This is a genomic window from Ruminococcus sp., from assembly GCF_019417665.1.
Lineage (GTDB): Bacteria > Bacillota > Clostridia > Oscillospirales > Ruminococcaceae > Ruminococcus_C.
In genome coordinates, this window is record NZ_DXUU01000003.1 from 39,672 (window position 1) to 59,426 (window position 19,755).

A 19,755-nucleotide genomic window follows, 5' to 3' on the forward strand; every position below is an offset into this window, starting at 1 on the left:
TATTTTTTGAAACAGCTTTACTTTATCTGCAACCTGCATTCCGGCAGAGCTTCTGTCGGTTCTCATCTCGCTATGATTGTAGACCGTTTCACAGCTGCCGGATTCCAGGTCACAGTGCATCCCACACAAAAACGCGGCGATGCCACAATATGTGCAAAAGAAGCCTGCGACGCCGGGTGTTATGAGATCCTCGTCTGCTCCGGCGGCGACGGCACGCTGAATGAAGTGATCCAGGGCTGTATGGCAAGCGAGACCCCTTGTCCCATCGGCTATATTCCATTCGGTTCTACCAACGACTTCGCACGTGGTCTGGGCATTCCAAAAGATCCCGAAGCTGCTGTAGACTGCATCATCAACGGTAAACCCATGCGATGTGACATCGGCAGCTTCAATGATAAATATTTCACCTATGTTGCGGCATTCGGCGCACTGACGGAGATCTCATATCAGACATCTCAGCAATTCAAAAATGTCCTGGGGCATGCTGCCTATATTCTCAATGCGATCTCCAAACTGCCGAAGATCCGCTCTTGCCGGATGCACATCGAACATGACGGCGGCGTCATTGAAGATGAGTTTCTCTACGGCATGGTAACAAACTCTTCCTCCGTGGCAAAATTTCTGGCGCTTTCCGATGTCCGCTGGGATGACGGTCTCTTCGAAGTAACGCTGATTCACAAGCCGTCCAATCTGATCGAATTTCACCAGCTCATTGCGGCATTTTCCAAGATCCAACTGGGACTGGCAAAGCAGTATCTCCACTACTTTCGGACGTCCCACCTGACGGTGACCAATCTGGACGACGAACCGGTCTCCTGGACCATTGACGGAGAATACGGCGGCACAGAACGTGTGAACCAGATCGTCAACAACCATCAGGCCATTTCCTTCTGCGTGGATCCCGCCTGCCGGGAACAGGCAGAAGAAGCGCCGGATTCCGGCTTTGCAGTAGTAATGCCGCCGCCGGAAGAAATGAACAGCCAGGAACTGCCGCAGAAGCCAAGGCTCGCCGAGGGTAACGAACTGTAATTCTCAGAAGCAATCTACAGAAGATTTCGCAGCCAAAACAAAGCCGGCTGACCGGGATTTTCAAACTCATAGACATCTGGATCGACTGGCGTGGGCACAAGATCTGACTCCTGGTATAGCATCATCAGAATCCCCAGAAAACAAATCACCCAGTATATGGTGGCAACAAAACCCACGCAGACCCCGATGATGCCAAGTACCATGCCGATTATGGTGATATGCCGGCTGCTGTATGGCTGTTTTCTGGCTTTTGCAGCATAAACGATAGCCGCAATACCCATTCCCACAGGGATCAGCGGCAGCTGGCAGAATAAAAAAGAAACTGCCCCGAAGATCAATGCTCGTACGTCATAGTGATGCTGAGATTCCGGCAACTGCCAGTACGAATTCGGCTGCATACGCAATTCCTCCACGTAATAAGATAACAGTAAGTATCATAACAGAGTTTCGACAATTTGTCAAGCAGACGGTTTTTATTGTCAAAAACGATTTTTGTTGTTTTATCTTATTGAGATCATATCAATGTAGGGGCGAACTTTGCTCGCCCATTGAGTAATTTTCGGAATTCTGCGAGTGAACGCAGTCTGTCCCTACAATTTCCAGCCTTTCTACGCTTCATTGCAATTTGCATGATGCACCATAATTTACACATTATGCTTAGGAGGATCAATCATGTCTGAACGTCAATTCCACATTCAATGCGCTCCTGGTGAAGTGGGACAGTATGTCTTTCTTCCCGGAGATCCCGGACGGACGGCAATGATCGCAGGCTATCTGACAGATGCACGAAAAATTGCCCGGAACCGGGAATTTACTACCTATACCGGAAAAATCGGCGATACGCCTGTCAGCGTCACTTCCACCGGGATCGGCGGTCCATCTGCCGCCATTGCTATGGAAGAACTGGCTGCACTGGGCGCTCATACTTTCATCCGCATTGGCACCTGCGGCGGTATGCAGCCAGAACTGATGCCGGGATCGCTCATCATTCCCACCGGCGCCATCCGCATGGAAGGCACCACACAGGAATATCTGCCCCTCGCTTTTCCGGCAGTACCCGACTTTTCCCTGACGCAGCATTTGGCATGCGCTGCCCAGTCCCTTGCATATCCTTATCACACCGGCGTAGTACAGTGCAAGGATTCCTTCTATGGACAGCACGACCCGGAGTCTATGCCCATCTGCCATACTCTGCTGGATCACTGGCAGGCATGGAAAGCGGCAGGCGCTCTGGCATCCGAAATGGAATCCGCCGCACTGTTTATTGTAGCTGCTGCCCGGCATGTCCGCTGTGCCACAGTGCTCCAGATGCTGTGGAATCAGGAACGGGAACAGGTCATACGGGATGATGCCCATGCCGAAAACGACATGACGCATGCAGTGGAAACTGCGGTGCACGCCATGACGGCAGCCATCGAGGAAGATCTAAGGCAGCACTGTATAAAGAATGCCTGACGGCTTTTGCGATATTGCCCTAACAGAAGTTACAAGAAAGAGGACGAGAATCTTGGCAAATATATTTTGTGTTGAAGATGACAACGGCATACGAGAACTGATCACCTGCGCATTGCAGTCCGGCGGCTACACGGCGGAGGGTTTTTCCAACGGCAAAGCTTTTTTCCAGCGAATGCAGACGGCTTCACCATCATTGATCCTACTGGATATCATGCTCCCCGACGAGGACGGCATTTCCATCTTAAAGCGTCTGAAATCCGAAACGGTGACACAGAATATCCCCGTAATCATGCTCTCTGCAAAGTCCACGGAGATCGACAAAGTGACCGGACTGGAAAACGGTGCTGATGATTACATCACAAAACCTTTCGGCATTATGGAACTGTTGTCCCGTATCAAGGCGGTCCTGCGCCGCAGCCATCCGGCAGAGCCAGAACAGCCCCATGTTCTGACTCTCCAGAAGCTTGTCATTGACTTGGATCAGCGCATGGTGAACTTCTGTGACACAGAGATCTCCTTGACATACAAAGAATTTGAACTGCTGTCTTATCTGGTACGAAACCGAGGCACGGCGATCTCCAGGAACCGACTCTTAGAACAGGTCTGGGGCTTTCAGTACGAAGGGGAAACACGCACAGTAGATGCACATATCAAAACACTGCGGCAAAAATTGGATGCTGCTGGATGTCAGAATTTCATTCATACGATTCGAGGATATGGGTATAAGATCGGAGGATAAGACATGGACTGGATTGCATGGACTGCCTTGACTGTGGCAATCACCCTGCTGCTTATTCTGGGCATAGTACATATGCACCAGAAACAGCAGATGCAGCAGCAGCACAGCGAAGATCAAAAAGCACTGACTGCCCTGCAGCAAGAGATGAATCGCACCCAAAAGGAATTGTGCCACGAAAAAGATATCATTGGATTGATCCAGGAGCACATGGTAGAAGGAATTCTGATCCTGGATGATTCCGATAAGATCCAACTGGCAAACCGTACAGCCACAGCGCTGTTGGAAATTGCCAAGGGGGAATGGGAGGATAAATCCATTTTCATTCTCACAGACAACCAGAAATTTCTGAATGCTCTGCGAAAATCCAAAACAGAGCACCATACATCTGTCCGCCAGCTTTTGAAAATTGACGGAAAATACATCCGTGCTCACATCAGCCGGGTGGAAATGGGCGGCATTTTCGGTACGATTATTCTCCTGGTGGATGTGACCTACAGCGTCAAGGCAGAAAAAATGCGGCAGGAATTCACAGCAAATGTCTCCCACGAACTGAAAACGCCTCTGACGACCATCAAAGGCTTCGGAGAAATGTTTGGCAGCGGCATGATCACCAAGACAGAAGATGTGCTCAAATACGGTGCCATGATTGAACGAGAAAGCGAACGGCTGCTTTTTCTCATCAATGACATCATCCGTCTCTCTGAGATCGAAGAACATACAGAAATGCTGGATACCCCTGTAGAACTTTCTGTCTCCGCCAGAAGCGCTATTCAGATCCTGGAGCCGCAGATCCAACAAAATCAGATCCAGGTGACACTAGACGGTACCTGTCTCCTGCTGCATAGCAACGAGGGGTATATCCGAGAACTGTTCATCAACCTGATCGACAATGCCATCAAATACAACAACTCCGGCGGTCAAGTGCACATTTCCATTGCCCACGTGGAACAGCAGGCAAAGATCGTCATCTCCGACAACGGCATCGGCATTCCCTTGAACGCACAGAGCCGGATTTTCGAACGGTTTTACCGTGTGGACAAAAGCCGTTCCAAACAACGTGGCGGCACAGGTCTGGGGTTGTCCATTGTCAAACATATCGTTGACTGCCATGACGGCACCATTTCTCTCCGAAGCAAACTGGGAAAAGGCACAGAGATCACCATTTTGCTGCCCATTGAGAACAGAACAGTGTGATACCAATCCCACATCAACCTATTGAACATAAAACAGCCCTGCAAGTACATGTTTGCAGGGCTGTTTGCATTCAGTCATAAATTTTAAGGCAACACTGGAATCTGCATCACAATATGCATCAGAAACTGCATTAGGGTAAGAACATCTTTCTGATCGATCACCCCATCCTGATAGCAGTCCGCCTGAACCTGCTGCACTTCACTAGCAGTCACCTGTCCCAGCATGATCTGCTGCAACAGAACTACATCCGCCAGGCCGACCTCCTTGTCCATATTGACATCGCCTATTTTGGTACAAAGAGACATTCCATCGGACATGGTATTGCTAGTCGTGGTGCCAGTCGAGTTCAGATCCGTCATCGTATCTGTCGTAGTCACTGTGGTTTCAGCTTTTCCTGGTATCCATGCTCCCTCCAGAGGTGTTTCGGAAGAGATCACCACTAATTCCCAATAATAGAAATAGTATTCCGGATCATCCTCCAGATAGCTTATGCCAACACCGATGTACTCATAATGTTCCCCCAACATAGCGGCACGATGCAGCGGGGAATTTTTCCAGGCCTCAACAACGCCCTCCGGTGTTTCATAACCAGCTGCAACGTTTTCTGCAGCATAGCAATTGGTATCCAGTCCCATTTCATCTACTACCGTAAACCAATCTTCACCGGATGGTCTTATGTGACCATACGCCTGCTGCTGTTCCTGCGCACGGATAGAAGAGGCCTCCAGCAAAACAGGAGCGATCTGCAGCGGCTCCAGCCCGTTTTCAGCCCGAAAAGCATTGACCAGCACAGCGACTTCTTCTGGATATCCGCTCATATCCAGTACCTCTGCCTGATATTCTGCCGCTGCCCGTACTCCGCTTGTGTGCAGTGAAAAAACAGAAAGACAAACCGCCAGGATACAGACCATGCAACTTCGTATCAAATGTTTCATACTACCACACTCCTTTGCAATATTTGCACGAACCCATTTGCTTTTATTATAGCACACATAACAAAAAAATGCAACATTTTAAAAGAAAATATAGTAAACCTTTTGTGCTGCTTTTGCAAAAAAACACCGTATGAGAAACTCACACGGTGTTCTTCACATTTAATACACAATGGCACAAATTACTTCTGTGCTGCTGCATCCTCCTTACGAATCTGTGCACGCTTGATCTTGCCGCCCAGTGTCTTCGGCAGCTCATCCACATATTCAATGATGCGAGGATATTTATACGGTGCAGTGGTATGTTTTACGTGATTTTGCAGTTCCTTGGTCAGTTCTGGGCTGGGAGTATAGCCCTTTGTCAAAACCACAGTTGCCTTTACTACCTGACCACGAATCGGATCCGGTGCCGCAGTAATGGCACACTCCAGGACTGCCGGATGCTCAATCAAAGCACTTTCTACTTCGAAAGGTCCGATACGATAGCCAGAGCACTTGATAACATCATCGTTTCTGCCCACGAACCAATAATAGCCGTCTGCATCCCGTTCAAAAACATCGTGAGGGCAATAACTTCCGCCGCCCAGCACTTCCTTTGTCATTTCTGGATTGTTGTAATATCCCACAAACAAACCTGTAGGCCATGCCTTCTTCAAATTCTGCATCACCAGAACGCCGCTTTCGTTATCCGATACCAGCGTACCATCCTCACGCTGCAATGTGATATCATACAGCGGCGACGGTTTTCCGGTAGAACCGGGCTTCGGAGTGATCCATGGGAAATTTGCAATCAGAACAGTGCCTTCGGTCTGCCCAAAGCCCTCCCGGATCTCCTTACCAGTAAGTTCCTTCCAGCGGTTGAACACTTCAGGATTCAACGGCTCACCAGCTGTGGTAAAATTTTCTACACTGGAAAGGTCATAAGAAGCAACGTCCTCTTGAAGCATAAACCGGTACATCGTGGGCGGTGCGCAAAAAGTTGTAAGCTTGTAGTCCTGGATCTTCTGGAGCAAGTGGGCGGGGATAAACTTGTCCATGTCATATGCAAACTGAACTGCACCGCAGATCCACTGACCATAAATCTTGCCCCAGCCAAACTTTGCCCAGCCAGAATCAGAAACACTCATATGCAGCTTGTTCTCCTGCACCTGATGCCAATATTTCGCAGTAACAATATGTCCCAATGGGTGAGTACAGTTGTGCTGGATCATCTTCGGTTCGCCGGTGGTGCCGGAAGTGAAGTATACCAGCATGGTGTCTGTTGCTTTTGTGCCGGCTTCGCCAGTCGGGCGTACAAACTCGGTGGAAAATCCGTCCACTTCATCCTGAAAGCTTCTCCAGCCTGCACGTTCGCCATTTACGACAATTTTATTGACAATTGTGGGAACAGCGGGCTGTGCCCGTTCCACCTGTTCGATCACATAATCGTCATTGACGCAGATCATGGTATGGATCTTTGCACTGTTTCCACGATAGATCAGATCCTTTTTCGTCAGCTGGAGAGATCCCGGGATCAGAATGGCACCGATCTTATGGAGTGCCACAGCGCATACCCAATATTCCCAGCGGCGGCGCAGAATCATCATAACAACTGTGCCCTTCTTGATGCCAAGTCTCAGAAAATAATTCGCAGCCTGGTTGGACAGAAGAGAAATATCGGTAAATGTAAACGTACGCTCCTCACCGTGATCATCACACCAGACAAGTGCCTTTTTCTCCGGTTCCTGCTTTGCCCATTCGTCAACGATGTCAAAGCCGAAGTTGAAATTCTCCGGGATGTTGACACGATAATTCTGTTTAAAATCCTCATAGCTGTCAAATTCAATACGCGGTAAATATTTGTCGAGCAGCATAATGCAAATGCTCCTTTTCTATTCAATTTTTTTGCAATTTTCTGCAATCTCGCCTGTATACATTACATAAAATTGGCGACATTGTTTTTATTATACTATATTCCCCTGACATTGTCAAGGAAAATCTAACGTTTTCCTCGCATTTTCAAAAATACTTGTTTTTCTGTAGCCGACTGCTGTTTTTCTACAGCGGACGAAGGGATTTTGTTTCAAAAATTACTTGACAAGCTAAAAAAATGTGGTATAATAGATGAAAACAAGAAAGGCAGGTGAATCTCATGCGAAACCGTACATATCATAAGAGTGTAAAACTGAACAGCACAAAAAGCAACCGAAGCATGATCATTCCCTGCGCACGGCAGATCTGACACATCTATCTGATCACATTCTGGAAATCCATGCACTTTTGCTTTCAGCAGAGGTGCATTTTTTATTCCCAAAATGACGCATGAAATGTATAATTTACAATTATAATATCGCTTACAGTGATAAATCGATGGTTTGTTTGTCAAGTTCCATATACAAAAATATACATTCATGTCCCGGCGCAGGTACAACAGAAAGGAACAGAAATGCTCACATTAAACGGAAAATACAACGAAGCAAAGGTCTTTACAGATCACATTGACGACACTGCCGTGAGGCAGATCATTCAACTGTGCAGCCAGCCCATGGCAGAAGGCGCCAAGATCCGCATTATGCCGGATGTCCATGCCGGTGCAGGCTGCACCATCGGTACTACAATGACCATTACGGACAAAGCTGTGCCGAATCTGGTAGACGTGGATATTGGCTGCGGCATGGAGGTCGTCCGGCTCAAGGAGACCCATCTGGAGCTGCAAAAGCTAGACAAGCTGATCTACCAGAAAATTCCTTCCGGCTTTTCCATCCGTGAAAAACCGCACCGCTATGCACAGAACATTGACCTGACAAAACTATACTGCTACAAGTATATCAATTCCATTCGTGCAGAACGGAGCATCGGCACACTGGGCGGCGGCAATCATTTCATTGAAGCAGACAAGGGCAGTGACGGCAGTCTTTACCTGATGCTGCACTCCGGCTCACGGCACCTGGGTGTGGAAACGGCGCAGTATTACCAGGAAGAGGCGTATCGTCGCCTCAACGGCTGCTCCAAGGCAGACCTGGACGCCCTGATTGCCAAGTTGAAAGCTGCCGGAAAGGAAAAGCAGATCCAGACGGAATTGCAGAAGCGGAAAAATACCAAATACACCAGCGTACCGAAGCCCCTTGCCTATACCGAGGGAGAGTTGTTTGAACAGTATCTCCACGACATGAAGCTGGTACAGGAATTCGCCATGTGGAACCGCAAGGCAATGATGGATGAACTTATCAAGGGCATGGGACTCCACGTGGCAGAGCAGTTCACCACCATCCACAACTATATTGACACAGAGCACATGATTTTGCGTAAGGGTGCCGTTTCGGCACAGTTGAGCGAAAAGCTGCTGATACCCATCAACATGCGTGACGGCAGTCTCATCTGCGTGGGAAAGGGCAATCCCGACTGGAATTATTCCGCGCCCCACGGTGCAGGCAGAGTGCTTTCCCGTTCTGCCGCCCGGAATACGTTTACCGTATCAGAATTCAAAAAGCAGATGAAGGGCATCTATACCACTTCTGTCAACAAGGACACCCTGGACGAGTGCCCCATGGCATACAAGTCCATGGAGGAAATTTTGCAGTGCATCGGCGATACAGTAGAAGTTATGGATATCATCCGTCCCATTTATAATTTCAAGGCAGGTGAGGAAGCATGAATCAGTTCGTTCCCTTCGAAAAGTGCAGCAAAAAGGAACAGAAACGCCGCAATGCACTCCGGCGGAGAGATTGGGGCAGCATTGATCCGGTAACAAAAGTGGCAGATACCAATGTCAAGCGCTATCGCCGGAAAGAAAAGCATCCGAAGCGGATAGAGAATGAATGGTAAAGGCAGTCTCCATATTATTCCTTACTCATCTTCAAAAAAGTCCCTTGACAATGAAGTTTTTGGTTCAACAATTTTTCAAAAATGCTGGTGGGGTCAGGTGGCAAAGTCTCTTGTCACACAGATTGCCCAAACAATATCACAGATTCCATCCCACAAATTACACATCCATAAATTCGATTTTGTGAAAAAACATGTTTTTGATTTTGTGAAAAAACATGTTTTCCACTTGACAAACCCTGCCAAATCCACTATAATAATAGAATGTTGAAATGCAGTGAAAAGGAGGAGTATCCTGCACTAGATTTTTCGGATGGTGTGGGAAAAGGCAGCCTTTGGAGCAGTGCGAGGTGATTTCACATGGAACTACAAGTAAAACTAGAAGCAAAAGAAGGTACAGAACTATATCTACTTTATGACAATCAGGAGTACGATCTCTATGGTGACGATGAGATAACGATATCTTGTTCGGCAATTACGTCAATGGAAATTTATTCGAAGCCAACCACAAAACAGGATTTGAAACATGTCTGGTGTACTGCGCCGTTTCGGATTTTGTTAGGATTTTGGGATATATTCTTTTCTAACACGCCTGATCAATGGATTAAGGACGTGGAACCGTATGTTTTTTCTTGCAGCTATACGGTGACAAAGCCAGATATTACAATTAAATATACACCGTCCCGATACGATGAAATTACCCATGCCTGCCGTTCGCCGAAAATCATGGTGAATCAGAAAGAAATCATTCCGATTGTTACACCGAATCCGCTACACGCAAAACTCTGCTTCTGGAAATATTGCCGGCATATCACTTCTATTTGCTTTGATGGCTTGTTAATTTGGGGAATTCTTTGGATTTTAATCAGGAAATTACCAGTGATCTGGATTCTTCTGATGGTAGGAACCCTGACGGTTTGTATCTATTGCATTATCCATGAGCTTCAGAACTGGAAAAAGGTACAGATGTTTTTGCCTGAAGAGGAATGAATGGTTTCAAAAAATCTTCTGCTTGCCCACTTGACAAACCCTGCCGAATTCACTATAATATAGGATAGAATATTGAAATGCAGTGAAAAGGAGGAGTATCCTGCGCCGGCTCTTTCAGAGAGAAAACGGTTGGTGCGAGTTTTTGGACGGTGCAGGAGAAGGTAGCCTTGGAGCAGTGCAGAAGAAGTTCTCGTCCGGAGAATGGGTAATCTGCACCGGGTGCGCCCGTTCCAGCGCAGGCAGAGTTTTTCTGCAATGAGTGCGGCAGTTTTTGTTGCCGAATTCAGGTGGTAACACGGACAAATGTTCGCCCTGAGCAATCTTTCAGATTGCCGGGGTGTTTTTTATTGCGGCAATCAGCACATATTATACATGGAAAGGAAAAGTAACTATGAAACAGGAACTGGCAAAATCTTACCAGCCCAAAGACTTTGAAGACCGCATCTACCAGATGTGGAACGACAGCGGCAGCTTCACGCCTCATGTGGATTCGGAAAAAGAACCCTACACCATCGTGATTCCTCCGCCCAATATCACCGGTCAGCTGCACATGGGTCACGCACTGGACGAGACATTGCAGGATATTCTCATCCGCTGGAAACGTATGTCCGGCTACAGCACCCTGTGGCTGCCGGGTACAGACCATGCCTCCATTGCAACCGAAGCGAAAATCGTGGAGGCAATGCGCAAAGAGGGCATCAAAAAGGAGGATATCGGACGTGACGGCTTTCTAGAACGTGCTTGGGACTGGAAAAAACAGTACGGCGGCAGAATCGTAGAACAGCTGAAAAAGTTGGGTTCTTCCTGCGACTGGACAAGAGAGCGCTTCACCATGGACGAAGGCTGCAATAAAGCAGTCAAAGAAGTTTTCATCAAGTACTATGAAGAGGGACTGATCTACCGAGGTGAGCGTATCATTAACTGGTGTCCGAAATGTCTCACCTCTATCTCCGATGCAGAGGTAGAATATGAGGATCAGGCAGGTCATTTCTGGCATCTGCGCTATCCCCTGAAAGACGGCAGCGGTTATCTGGAACTGGCAACTACCCGTCCGGAAACACTCCTGGGCGATACTGCCGTAGCTGTAAACCCCAACGATGAACGCTATCAGCATCTGATCGGCAAGACGCTGATCCTGCCGCTGGTACACCGGGAAATTCCCATTGTTGCTGATGAATACGTTGAAATGGACTTCGGTACTGGCGTAGTCAAAATCACACCGGCACACGACCCTAACGACTTTGAAGTTGGTCTGCGTCACAATCTGGAAGTCATCAACGTTATGACAGATGATGCCAAGATCACAGATGATTATCCCAAGTATGCTGGCATGAATCGCTATGAAGCCCGCAAGGCAATCGTCGAAGATCTGAAAGCCGAGGGTGCACTGGTGGAGATCGAGGACTACAGCCACAATGTCGGCACTTGCTATCGCTGCGGTACGACAGTTGAGCCGAGAGTTTCCAAGCAGTGGTTCGTTAAGATGAAACCCCTGGCACGGCCGGCAATTGATGCAGTCAAGTCTGGCAGGACTAAGTTCGTTCCGGAGCGTTTCAACAAAATCTATTTCCACTGGCTGGAAAATATCAAAGACTGGTGCATTTCCCGTCAGCTGTGGTGGGGTCACCAGATCCCGGCATTCTACTGCGACGACTGCGGCGAAATGGTTGTCACCAAGGAAAACAGCGCAGTCTGCCCAAAATGCGGCAAACCCATGCGTCAGGATCCCGATACGCTGGACACCTGGTTCAGCTCTGCCTTGTGGCCGTTCTCTACTCTGGGCTGGCCGGAACAGACAGAAGATCTGAAATATTTCTACCCCACCAATACGCTGGTAACAGGCTATGATATCATTTTTTTCTGGGTAGTCCGCATGATGTTCTCCGGTCTGAAAAATATGGGCGAAGTACCTTTCAACACCGTTCTTATCCACGGTCTGGTGCGTGACGAACAGGGACGGAAGATGTCCAAGTCACTGGGCAACGGCATTGATCCACTGAAAGTCATTGACGAATATGGTGCAGACGCCCTGCGCTTTATGCTGGCAACCGGCAATGCACCGGGCAATGATATGCGTTACAGCGATGATAAGGTAAAGGCTGCCCGGAATTTCGCCAACAAGCTGTGGAATGCATCCCGATTCATTCTGATGAATCTGCCGGATGATTTCCAGTACAACGGTCTGCCGGAAGATCTGGAGCTGGAAGATCGCTGGATCGTATCCAAATTCAATGCAGTGGCAAAGGAAGTCGGCGAAAATCTGGACAAGTTCGAGATCGGCGTAGCAAGTGCCAAGATCTACGACTTCATCTGGGATGTATACTGCGACTGGTATATTGAACTGACAAAGCCCAGAATCCAGGCCGGCGGTGCTGCCATGGAAAAGGCACAGGCTGTTCTGGTATGGGTAATGCGTGGTATGCTGAAGCTGCTGCATCCGTTTATGCCCTATATCACCGAAGAGATCTGGCAGGTACTGACAGACGGCGAATCCATGATTATCACAGAATCCTATCCAGTTTATGAGGAACAATATAACTATACCGATGCAGCACAGTTCGAAAAGGTGATCGACGCTATCCGTGCGATCCGCAACCGCCGGACAGAATTACAGGTTCCGCCGTCCAAGAAGGCACGTGTCTGCATTGAGACTACAGAGCCGGAACTTTACAAGAGCACTGCAATATTCTTTGAAAAACTGGCATCTGCCTCTGCGGTAGAAGTTGGTGCAAGCTTCGATATGCCGGATGCAGCTACTGCTGTAACAGACAGCGTGAGAATTTTCATCCCCATGGATGAACTGGTGGACAAGGACAAGGAACTGGCACGGCTGAAAAAGGAACAGGAAAAGGTACAGAAGGATCTGGACTTCCTGAGCAAGAAGCTGTCCAATCAGGGCTTTTTGGCAAAGGCACCGGAACAGCTGGTAGAAGCAGAAAAGGCGAAACTGGCGAAGGCACAGGAAAAGATGGACAAGATCATGCAGTCCATGGCGGCGCTGCAATAACACTCATGTTGACTTTCGGGAACATCAAATTTTGTAGGGGCGAACCTTGTTCGCCCGTGTTCCCCAATTGAAAATACAGCAGCGGGCGAACAAAGTTCGCCCCTACATTTTTACCGAACTACTTTTGAACGAGGTGAATGATAATGACCATTTCCGAAACCATGGACTATATCCAGAGCTTTCAGAAAAGCGGCAAGCCTGTCCATGACCTTTCCCGAATTCATGCCCTGCTGGATGCACTGGACAATCCCCAGGATTCTCTCCGTGTGGTGCACATTGCCGGTACAAACGGTAAAGGTTCCGTGCTGGCATTCTGCGCAGCGGCAGCTTCTGCGGCAGGCTTTCGGGTGGGCACGCTGACTTCTCCCTTTATCCGGCATTACACCGACCGGATTCAGATCAATGGGCAGGATATTCCCATGGAAACCCTCTGCACTCTCTGTGAACAGGTGCAGCAGTGTCCAGTCTCTGGGGATTGTTCCCAGTTTGAGATCACGTTTGCCATTGCACTTCTTTGGTTTGTGCAGAAGGAATGCGATCTGGTCTTTCTGGAAACAGGGATCGGCGGTCTGCTGGATGCCACCAATGTGGTGAAGCATCCTCTGGTCTGTGTCATCACTTCGGTTTCCTATGATCATATGGCAATCCTCGGAAACACCCTGACCCAGATCGCAGCGCAGAAAGCCGGCATTATCAAGCCGGGATGTCCCGTGGTGCTGTCCCCGGACAATCCTTTGGATGTGACTTGTCTGGTACAGGAAACGGCGCAGCGCAAGCACGCCGCACTCATTACCCCAGCCATGGAGGACTGTCGGATCGTGTCGGAAACGCTGGAGGAAACTATATTTCAGTATCATTGTTTCACCTACACCCTGCATATGTCCGGACGGCATCAGGTGTACAATGCACTGACTGCCATTGAGGTGATCCGTCTGCTGGGAATGCATGGCTATCTCATTTCCGCTGCTGTCGCTCAGCAGGCATTTGAAAAGGTGCAAGTGCCGGCACGCACCCAGGTATTGCAAAAGGAACCACTGGTTCTGCTGGACGGCGGTCACAATCAGTCAGGCGTCATGGCACTGACAGATCTGATCCAGCATGCAGGACGCAAACCAGTACACGGTATCTGCGGTATGATGCAAAACAAGGATTATCAGACAGCCTGCGGTATTCTGCGCCAGGCTCTGGACACGGTTATCTGCGTGGACGATTTCACGGAACATGCTGTCAATGCCGAAACTCTGGTGAAATGTTTCGAAGATCATAAACAGATACAGACTGCACCACTGAAAGAAGCCTATGCAACAGCATTGCAGCAGGCAAAGGCGGACGGCGGCATGGTCGTGGTCTGCGGTTCCCTCTATCTGGCAAGTGCTGTACTTCAAGAAGAAACAGCGCCAGAAAATCAGCCGGTGCTGTAAAATCATCTGAAATAATTGCAAAAAATTGCAGAGAGTGCTATGTGCATTCTCTGCAATTTTTGTTTAAACAGATTTTTCCGGTGCATACTTCTATTGAGGTGACCGATATGAAAAAACTGGAACTTGCATTATTGTTGGGACTTGCCGGAGCGATTTGTTTTTCTTCTCTTTCCAAAACAGCAGAAAGCCGTTCTGATCTAGAGGACAATGTCCTGCGGCTGCACATTCTCGCCAACTCTGACAGCATCGACGATCAAGCGTTAAAGCTCAAAGTACGTGACCGGATACTGGAATATACCAGTGACATTCTGGGGAATCCAGGAAACACCCTGGAGGAAGTGGAGAAAGTCGTCACAGAGCACCTGGAGGAACTGGAGGAGATCGCCCGGGAACTGATCCAGGATGAAGGGTATTCCTATGATGTTACCGCCCAACTGGTAGAAATGGATTTTGACGACCGTACCTATGGAGAACTGACCATGCCTGCCGGCGAATATGATGCCCTGCGCATCACCATCGGCGAAGCACAGGGACAGAACTGGTGGTGTGTCATGTACCCATCCCTCTGTGTGCCCAATGCCTGCGAGGTGACGGAGGATCCGGAGACAGAAGAGACATATTTTGATACGGAAGAACAGGATCTTCTGGAGCATCATGAGCGATATGCGGTAAAATTAAAATGCGTGGAATGGTTCGAAAAAATGTTTTTAAAATAACAGAAAGGTATACAAAAAGACGGGCACAAAATCGTACCCGTCTTTTTCAGGCTTCAGGAGCATCGCACCCTGATGAAATCATTCCATTGGATTGAGGTATTGCGATTATTCTACTACAGGCAGCGCGCTAATGAGATGCACTAAGAATTTCAAAAGCACCTGTGCATCGTCACCGCTCAGTTCCTTATTGTAATAGCAGTCCGCATTTGCAAACTGAGCATCGTTGAGCTGTACCGCACCAGCAGCCGCCTTGTTCAGTAAAACTGCGTCAGTAATATCCACTCTGCCGTCCAGATTGACATCGCCGAACAGCGTATTTTCTTCCACAGAAACGCTGGTAGTAGTTCCATCCGGCTTTGCAGTCGTAGTAGTTTCCGATTCACCAGACTTCACCGTTGTAGTTTCATCCGGCTTTGCGGTTGTTGTTGTGTCTATTGTCACACTGCCATCATCGGCATAAACCATGTAGAACAGATTTGCAGCATCTGCTTTCGCAATGGTATGAGCACCGGAGGAAACCGGCACTGTAATGATGCCATCACCGTTTGCCGTATATTTGGTACCATCCACCTTGACCGTTGCAGCCGGTTCAACAAATACCAACGTCAGATTACCGTCAGCCGCATTCGTAAATGTAATGGAGGTGGCAGATTCCATCTTCAGACACTGGGTCAGTTCCTGTCCATCATAATTTACAGTACCCTTTCCAGTGGACAGATTACCGCTGATGGTGTAGAATGTGCTGCTTGTGCCGTTCAGGGTAAAGTTATGGATCTGCGCACCAGCCGGGATCACCGGACCATCACTGCCGGAAGTACCAGTAGCAACAGTTGTTGTCTCTGTCTGACCAGAAGATGTGCTGCTTGTTGTTGTCGTCGGCGGAACCACGGTGCTGCCGTTATACATATGATAGCCCATGGTCTTATAGCTGCTGGAATCCGCAGTTTCATACAAACCACCCGGATTGAGAGAACCGTCTACATTTCTCCATGCAGTATGGAAATCTGTTCCCTGTGCCGGAGCAGCTGCCATCGAAATAAAGTCAGAAGCTGCCGGCCCTGCGGAAAGCTTTGTGCCAATTTTTGCGCCGTTTGTGATATCTGTCTTTGCATCTACCTGATAATAACCGCTGTTATAGTAGATGCCATTTGTAAATGTTCCCACAAACTTATCGTTAGAAGTACCACCCTTCAGCTTGCTGTCAGAGAGGAATACGGAACTATCATAGTAAGACAGGATGTTCTCAAAATCGCAGCCGTCATCGGTGCAGCGATAGCAGGAGAAGTTGGGCTTTCCTGCACCCTCGCCGTTGTTATTGACTGCGGTACAGTTGATCAGCGTACCCAGCTTAGGGTTATTGTTATCGGTGAAACCGCAGTGGAGGTTTTCAAATGCCAGGCAATTCTTCACAACATGTGCAGAACCAATGCCGGAGCCGCCCAGTTTGAAGCCGTTACCGTCACAGTCGCCGTAGCCCTCACCGAATTCCGTAAAGCCGTTGCGGAATGCAATGCAGTTCTGGATGGTTACCACGCCAATGGGGCCAGTTTCCGACTTAGCAAAGAGATCCCAGCCGTCATCGCTGTTATTATATGCCATACAGCCGTCAAAGACATTGCCCTCACCGCAGGTCAGTTTTGCAGCAAAACCGTCTGCATTTTCCATAGACACATCGTCACAGTTATTTTTCGAGGTGCAGTTCAGGATCAGGTTATTGCTGGGCCAGTCTGCAATGGCTGCCGCACTGGTGTTATAGCGAGACAGCTGGAGACCGGTATCCTGGTTGTCGTTGAACACCATCATCTCGATCTTATTGTTATTACCGGACAGAAGCATACCATTATCAGCTGCCTTGGTGATCTCAAAGCCATAGAAATGCCAGTAGTCGCCGTCCAGTACAATGCCGCGATTTGACGCATTTGCAACCCCCTGACCGGAGAAGTCAAAGGTAACATCTGCGCCGTTATATGCCTTCATGCTCTTCATGGCATCTGCTGTACCACTGTTGTCCTCAGAAATCAGAATTGTTTCAGAGAATTTATAAGTACCTGCCAGCAGATAAATGGTATGACCTGCTGTCAGCTTGGAAACAGCATCTGTCACAGAAGCTGGATCGCTCTCAGACTCGCCGCTGCCGCTGCCGGTAGGTGAGCAGAAAATGTCGCCGGCTGTGGGCACATCCGGTGCCTTTGTGTTCGTTGTCACAGCAGTCTGGTTGGAAGAAACTGTCGTAGTCACTGTGGTTGTGGTTGTTTGCAGCGGCTGATTGGTGGTCGTTGTGGTTATTGGATCGGTATTATCCGTAAATCCACTGCCAATTGCCACGATAGTGTCATCGTAGCTGGTCAGCGCTGCCTTCAGTGCAGTGTTCACTGCATAGCTTGCATCATCTACAGAATTATCGAATGTCCACTGGAAATCACCGCCCTGAACACGTCCGGCATTTTCTGTCACAATTTCCGGAACATCCTCAGCAGCATCCGGCGTATAGCTGTACATCACGCTGGAGTTTGTATCAAAGTTATTATAGGTTGTGCCGCCTGCAACAGTTTTTACGCTGCTCGGCACAGTCTCAGAAGCCTTTGAAACTTCATAGGCATCAAATTCCGTATTATCCTGTGCATAAGTGACATAGCTCTTTGCACCGGTAATATAGTTGCCACAGGCCTTGATGATACCGCCGTCTTCGCCGGAGAATGTACCTTCGCCCTTTGCGTCTGTACCCTGACCGGAACTCAGCATAGGATTTGGGCAGTTGCGGAAGTAGTTATTTTCCACAAAGCAGGAGGCACCCATGGTTACACCCACGCCATACTTTGCATTGCCGTCAAAGTAGTTGTTGTAAACATGAACCGAACAGGTACGAATACGGGGATGACGAGAGTCAGAGTGGTCATACCAATTGTGGTGATAGGTGATATAATTGTCGGTAGACTCTGACTTCATGCCCTGCAGGTTGCACTTTCCGTTGTCCCAGAAATGGTTATAGGAATGGGTAATATAAGTAGAAGTCTTGGTGTCCAGTGCACCGTCGCCCTTGGCCTGATCGGCATCTGACCCGGCATCGCCGTAGAAGAAATCGCAATGATGTACCCAGACATGGTCATTGTTTTGCTGTAGACCACAGTCATCGCCCTCACCGCTGTTGCAGTTCATAAAGCCCAGATTGCGGACTTCCACATTGCTTGCATTTGCAATTCTGAGTCCGAAGCCGTTCAGAGTCGCATCCATGCCGATACCTTCGATGGTGACACCGCAGCTCAGCCTCTTGTTAGCGCCATTGCCCTTGATCAGAACATCGCCGTCCATAAGTGTCGATGGGTCGGTAACATTTCCGATCACACGAATACAAAGGGGTTTTGTCTCATATCCCTTCTGATAAGCAGTCAAAATGTTTTGCAGACCCACAGATGCAGTGGTATCGCCCTTAGAGCTTGTTGTGACATCCATGGAAACGGTGTCCTTCGTATCCTCGGTGACATACAGAACAACTGCACCGCTTCTCAGCGTGCCATCCTCATTATACGCACCAGAAGAAGTACCATTCACCCAACCGAAACCGCTCCGGTCATGGGCAGTTACAGTCACAGATTTTTCTGCCGCCTTAGAAGCATCTTCCTTACCGTCAATGATCGGCACGATCTTCATGGTGTGACTTCCCGCCTTCAGACCGACCGCATCTGCACGGAAACGATCTGCATATTGACGAATCAGCATGGAGTCGATCTGGGTCCCATCCACATAGACATTATAGCCCTCTGCGCCGGTCACTGCACTCCACTCTGCATAAGCCGATTCCTGTACACCGGCTGCTGCGATCACCGACACAGATGCACTGCTTGCAGCAACGATCTGCTGTACAGCATCAGTCAATACATCATTTCCGGCTGCGGTCACCGAAAACGAAGATACCGCTGTTGTAGCGGCCACCATAGCTGCAAGAATACTACAGCCCATTTTTTTACTCTTCATGGTTCCATTCCTCCTGATATCTGCCGTGTGCATACGCCAGATCAAACCCGTATTTTTATTTCAATTGATCAACACAGCATCGGGTATATGCTGTATCTATCCTATTTTATTTTACGCCTTTTTTCATATACTGTCAATCTGCATTTTACATAAATTTCGAACGCTGGTCATGGTTGTATTGCACAATTTTCGCTAATTTTGTATAATTATTTTTACAATTCAGATATAGCATGTCCGCAGTTCCAGCTGCATATACTGGTGTCAAAACCAAATCCAATGGCATTGGAAACAAATCGGTAAAAGTTGTTTACAATTCTTGTTTTTTCCGAGATTCGCGTCGAAAAGTGTTGACAAAATCAAAGGGGATGTATATAATAGTATTGTAGTGTGTTTTGTGTCGCTTTTTTTGAAAAAGTGCATTTACAAAAATGAAATACCTAAGATAATATTCCACAAACAAAAAAGCACCCACATTTTATAAGGCGTTTTCCAAAATGAA

14 protein-coding genes and 1 other annotated feature are annotated in these 19,755 nt (G+C 48.3%); of the genes, 10 read left to right on the forward strand and 4 right to left on the reverse strand.

Features of this window, described 5'->3' with window-relative positions; genetic code table 11:
• Positions 1–6: 6 nt before the first annotated feature.
• On the forward strand, positions 7–1,029 hold the full coding sequence (locus QZ375_RS01470; RefSeq protein WP_295214201.1) for a YegS/Rv2252/BmrU family lipid kinase: 1,023 nt from the start codon (positions 7–9) through the stop codon (positions 1,027–1,029).
• Between the two features lie 14 nt (positions 1,030–1,043).
• Here QZ375_RS01470 and QZ375_RS01475 read toward each other — a convergent pair whose 3' ends face one another.
• The gene (locus tag QZ375_RS01475; RefSeq protein ID WP_295214202.1) at positions 1,044–1,427 is read right to left on the reverse strand and encodes a hypothetical protein; all 384 of its coding nucleotides are present in this window, start codon (positions 1,425–1,427) and stop codon (positions 1,044–1,046) included.
• 274 nt (positions 1,428–1,701) lie between these two features.
• Between QZ375_RS01475 and QZ375_RS01480 the strand changes: the two genes are divergently transcribed.
• The 3 genes from QZ375_RS01480 to QZ375_RS01490 are packed head-to-tail and all read left to right on the forward strand — an operon-like array spanning position 1,702 to position 4,417.
• Positions 1,702–2,484, forward strand: a complete 783-nt coding sequence (locus QZ375_RS01480; RefSeq protein ID WP_295214203.1) for a nucleoside phosphorylase — start codon at positions 1,702–1,704, stop codon at positions 2,482–2,484.
• A 52-nt stretch (positions 2,485–2,536) separates the two neighbouring features.
• Entirely contained in the window at positions 2,537–3,223 is a 687-nt protein-coding gene (locus QZ375_RS01485) for a response regulator transcription factor (RefSeq protein WP_295214204.1), read from the forward strand.
• Between the two features lie 3 nt (positions 3,224–3,226).
• Entirely contained in the window at positions 3,227–4,417 is a 1,191-nt protein-coding gene (locus QZ375_RS01490; RefSeq protein WP_295214205.1) for an ATP-binding protein, read from the forward strand.
• A gap of 83 nt (positions 4,418–4,500) precedes the next feature.
• Here QZ375_RS01490 and QZ375_RS01495 read toward each other — a convergent pair whose 3' ends face one another.
• On the reverse strand, positions 4,501–5,352 hold the full coding sequence (locus QZ375_RS01495) for a CAP domain-containing protein (protein ID WP_295214206.1): 852 nt from the start codon (positions 5,350–5,352) through the stop codon (positions 4,501–4,503).
• A 179-nt stretch (positions 5,353–5,531) separates the two neighbouring features.
• Positions 5,532–7,202, reverse strand: a complete 1,671-nt coding sequence (locus QZ375_RS01500) for an AMP-binding protein (RefSeq protein WP_295214207.1) — start codon at positions 7,200–7,202, stop codon at positions 5,532–5,534.
• Between the two features lie 572 nt (positions 7,203–7,774).
• On the opposite strand from QZ375_RS01500, the gene QZ375_RS01505 reads away from it, so the two are divergent.
• The 6 genes from QZ375_RS01505 (at position 7,775) to spoIIR (ending at position 15,284) form a co-directional block, all read left to right on the forward strand.
• The gene (locus QZ375_RS01505; protein ID WP_295214208.1) at positions 7,775–8,983 is read left to right on the forward strand and encodes an RtcB family protein; all 1,209 of its coding nucleotides are present in this window, start codon (positions 7,775–7,777) and stop codon (positions 8,981–8,983) included.
• Entirely contained in the window at positions 8,980–9,153 is a 174-nt protein-coding gene (locus tag QZ375_RS01510) for a hypothetical protein (RefSeq protein ID WP_295214209.1), read from the forward strand. Before QZ375_RS01505 ends, QZ375_RS01510 begins: the two co-directional genes overlap by 4 nt.
• Before the next feature lie 357 nt (positions 9,154–9,510).
• Positions 9,511–10,140 (forward strand): hypothetical protein, encoded by a 630-nt coding sequence (locus tag QZ375_RS01515; protein ID WP_295214210.1) that lies wholly within the window; start codon positions 9,511–9,513, stop codon positions 10,138–10,140.
• A 73-nt stretch (positions 10,141–10,213) separates the two neighbouring features.
• Positions 10,214–10,458 (forward strand) — a binding site (T-box leader).
• A 73-nt stretch (positions 10,459–10,531) separates the two neighbouring features.
• Positions 10,532–13,147, forward strand: coding sequence for a valine--tRNA ligase (locus QZ375_RS01520; RefSeq protein ID WP_295214211.1), 2,616 nt, complete (start codon positions 10,532–10,534; stop codon positions 13,145–13,147).
• A 143-nt stretch (positions 13,148–13,290) separates the two neighbouring features.
• Positions 13,291–14,568: a folylpolyglutamate synthase/dihydrofolate synthase family protein gene (locus tag QZ375_RS01525; protein WP_295214212.1), complete on the forward strand. Its 1,278-nt coding sequence runs from the start codon at positions 13,291–13,293 to the stop codon at positions 14,566–14,568.
• 107 nt (positions 14,569–14,675) lie between these two features.
• On the forward strand, positions 14,676–15,284 hold the full coding sequence (gene spoIIR / locus QZ375_RS01530) for a stage II sporulation protein R (RefSeq protein WP_295214213.1): 609 nt from the start codon (positions 14,676–14,678) through the stop codon (positions 15,282–15,284).
• 105 nt (positions 15,285–15,389) lie between these two features.
• On the opposite strand, the gene QZ375_RS01535 is transcribed toward spoIIR, so the two are convergent.
• Positions 15,390–19,256 carry a right-handed parallel beta-helix repeat-containing protein gene (locus QZ375_RS01535; protein ID WP_295214215.1) on the reverse strand — a complete coding sequence of 1,289 codons (3,867 nt, stop codon included), beginning with the start codon at positions 19,254–19,256 and terminating at the stop codon, positions 15,390–15,392.
• Between the last annotated feature and the right edge of the window lie 499 nt (positions 19,257–19,755).

What these genes read in the sequence shown, in the direction of transcription:
- QZ375_RS01505 (WP_295214208.1), top strand. Translation starts at nt 7,775, where the DNA reads ATGCTCACATTAAACGGAAAATACAACGAAGCAAAGGTCTTTACAGAT.
- QZ375_RS01510 (WP_295214209.1), top strand. Translation starts at nt 8,980, where the DNA reads ATGAATCAGTTCGTTCCCTTCGAAAAGTGCAGCAAAAAGGAACAGAAA.
- QZ375_RS01520 (WP_295214211.1), top strand. Translation starts at nt 10,532, where the DNA reads ATGAAACAGGAACTGGCAAAATCTTACCAGCCCAAAGACTTTGAAGAC.
- QZ375_RS01490 (WP_295214205.1), top strand. Translation starts at nt 3,227, where the DNA reads ATGGACTGGATTGCATGGACTGCCTTGACTGTGGCAATCACCCTGCTG.
- QZ375_RS01515 (WP_295214210.1), top strand. Translation starts at nt 9,511, where the DNA reads ATGGAACTACAAGTAAAACTAGAAGCAAAAGAAGGTACAGAACTATAT.
- QZ375_RS01500 (WP_295214207.1), bottom strand. Translation starts at nt 7,202, where the DNA reads ATGCTGCTCGACAAATATTTACCGCGTATTGAATTTGACAGCTATGAG.
- spoIIR (WP_295214213.1), top strand. Translation starts at nt 14,676, where the DNA reads ATGAAAAAACTGGAACTTGCATTATTGTTGGGACTTGCCGGAGCGATT.
- QZ375_RS01495 (WP_295214206.1), bottom strand. Translation starts at nt 5,352, where the DNA reads ATGAAACATTTGATACGAAGTTGCATGGTCTGTATCCTGGCGGTTTGT.
- QZ375_RS01480 (WP_295214203.1), top strand. Translation starts at nt 1,702, where the DNA reads ATGTCTGAACGTCAATTCCACATTCAATGCGCTCCTGGTGAAGTGGGA.
- QZ375_RS01535 (WP_295214215.1), bottom strand. Translation starts at nt 19,256, where the DNA reads ATGAAGAGTAAAAAAATGGGCTGTAGTATTCTTGCAGCTATGGTGGCC.
- QZ375_RS01475 (WP_295214202.1), bottom strand. Translation starts at nt 1,427, where the DNA reads ATGCAGCCGAATTCGTACTGGCAGTTGCCGGAATCTCAGCATCACTAT.
- QZ375_RS01525 (WP_295214212.1), top strand. Translation starts at nt 13,291, where the DNA reads ATGACCATTTCCGAAACCATGGACTATATCCAGAGCTTTCAGAAAAGC.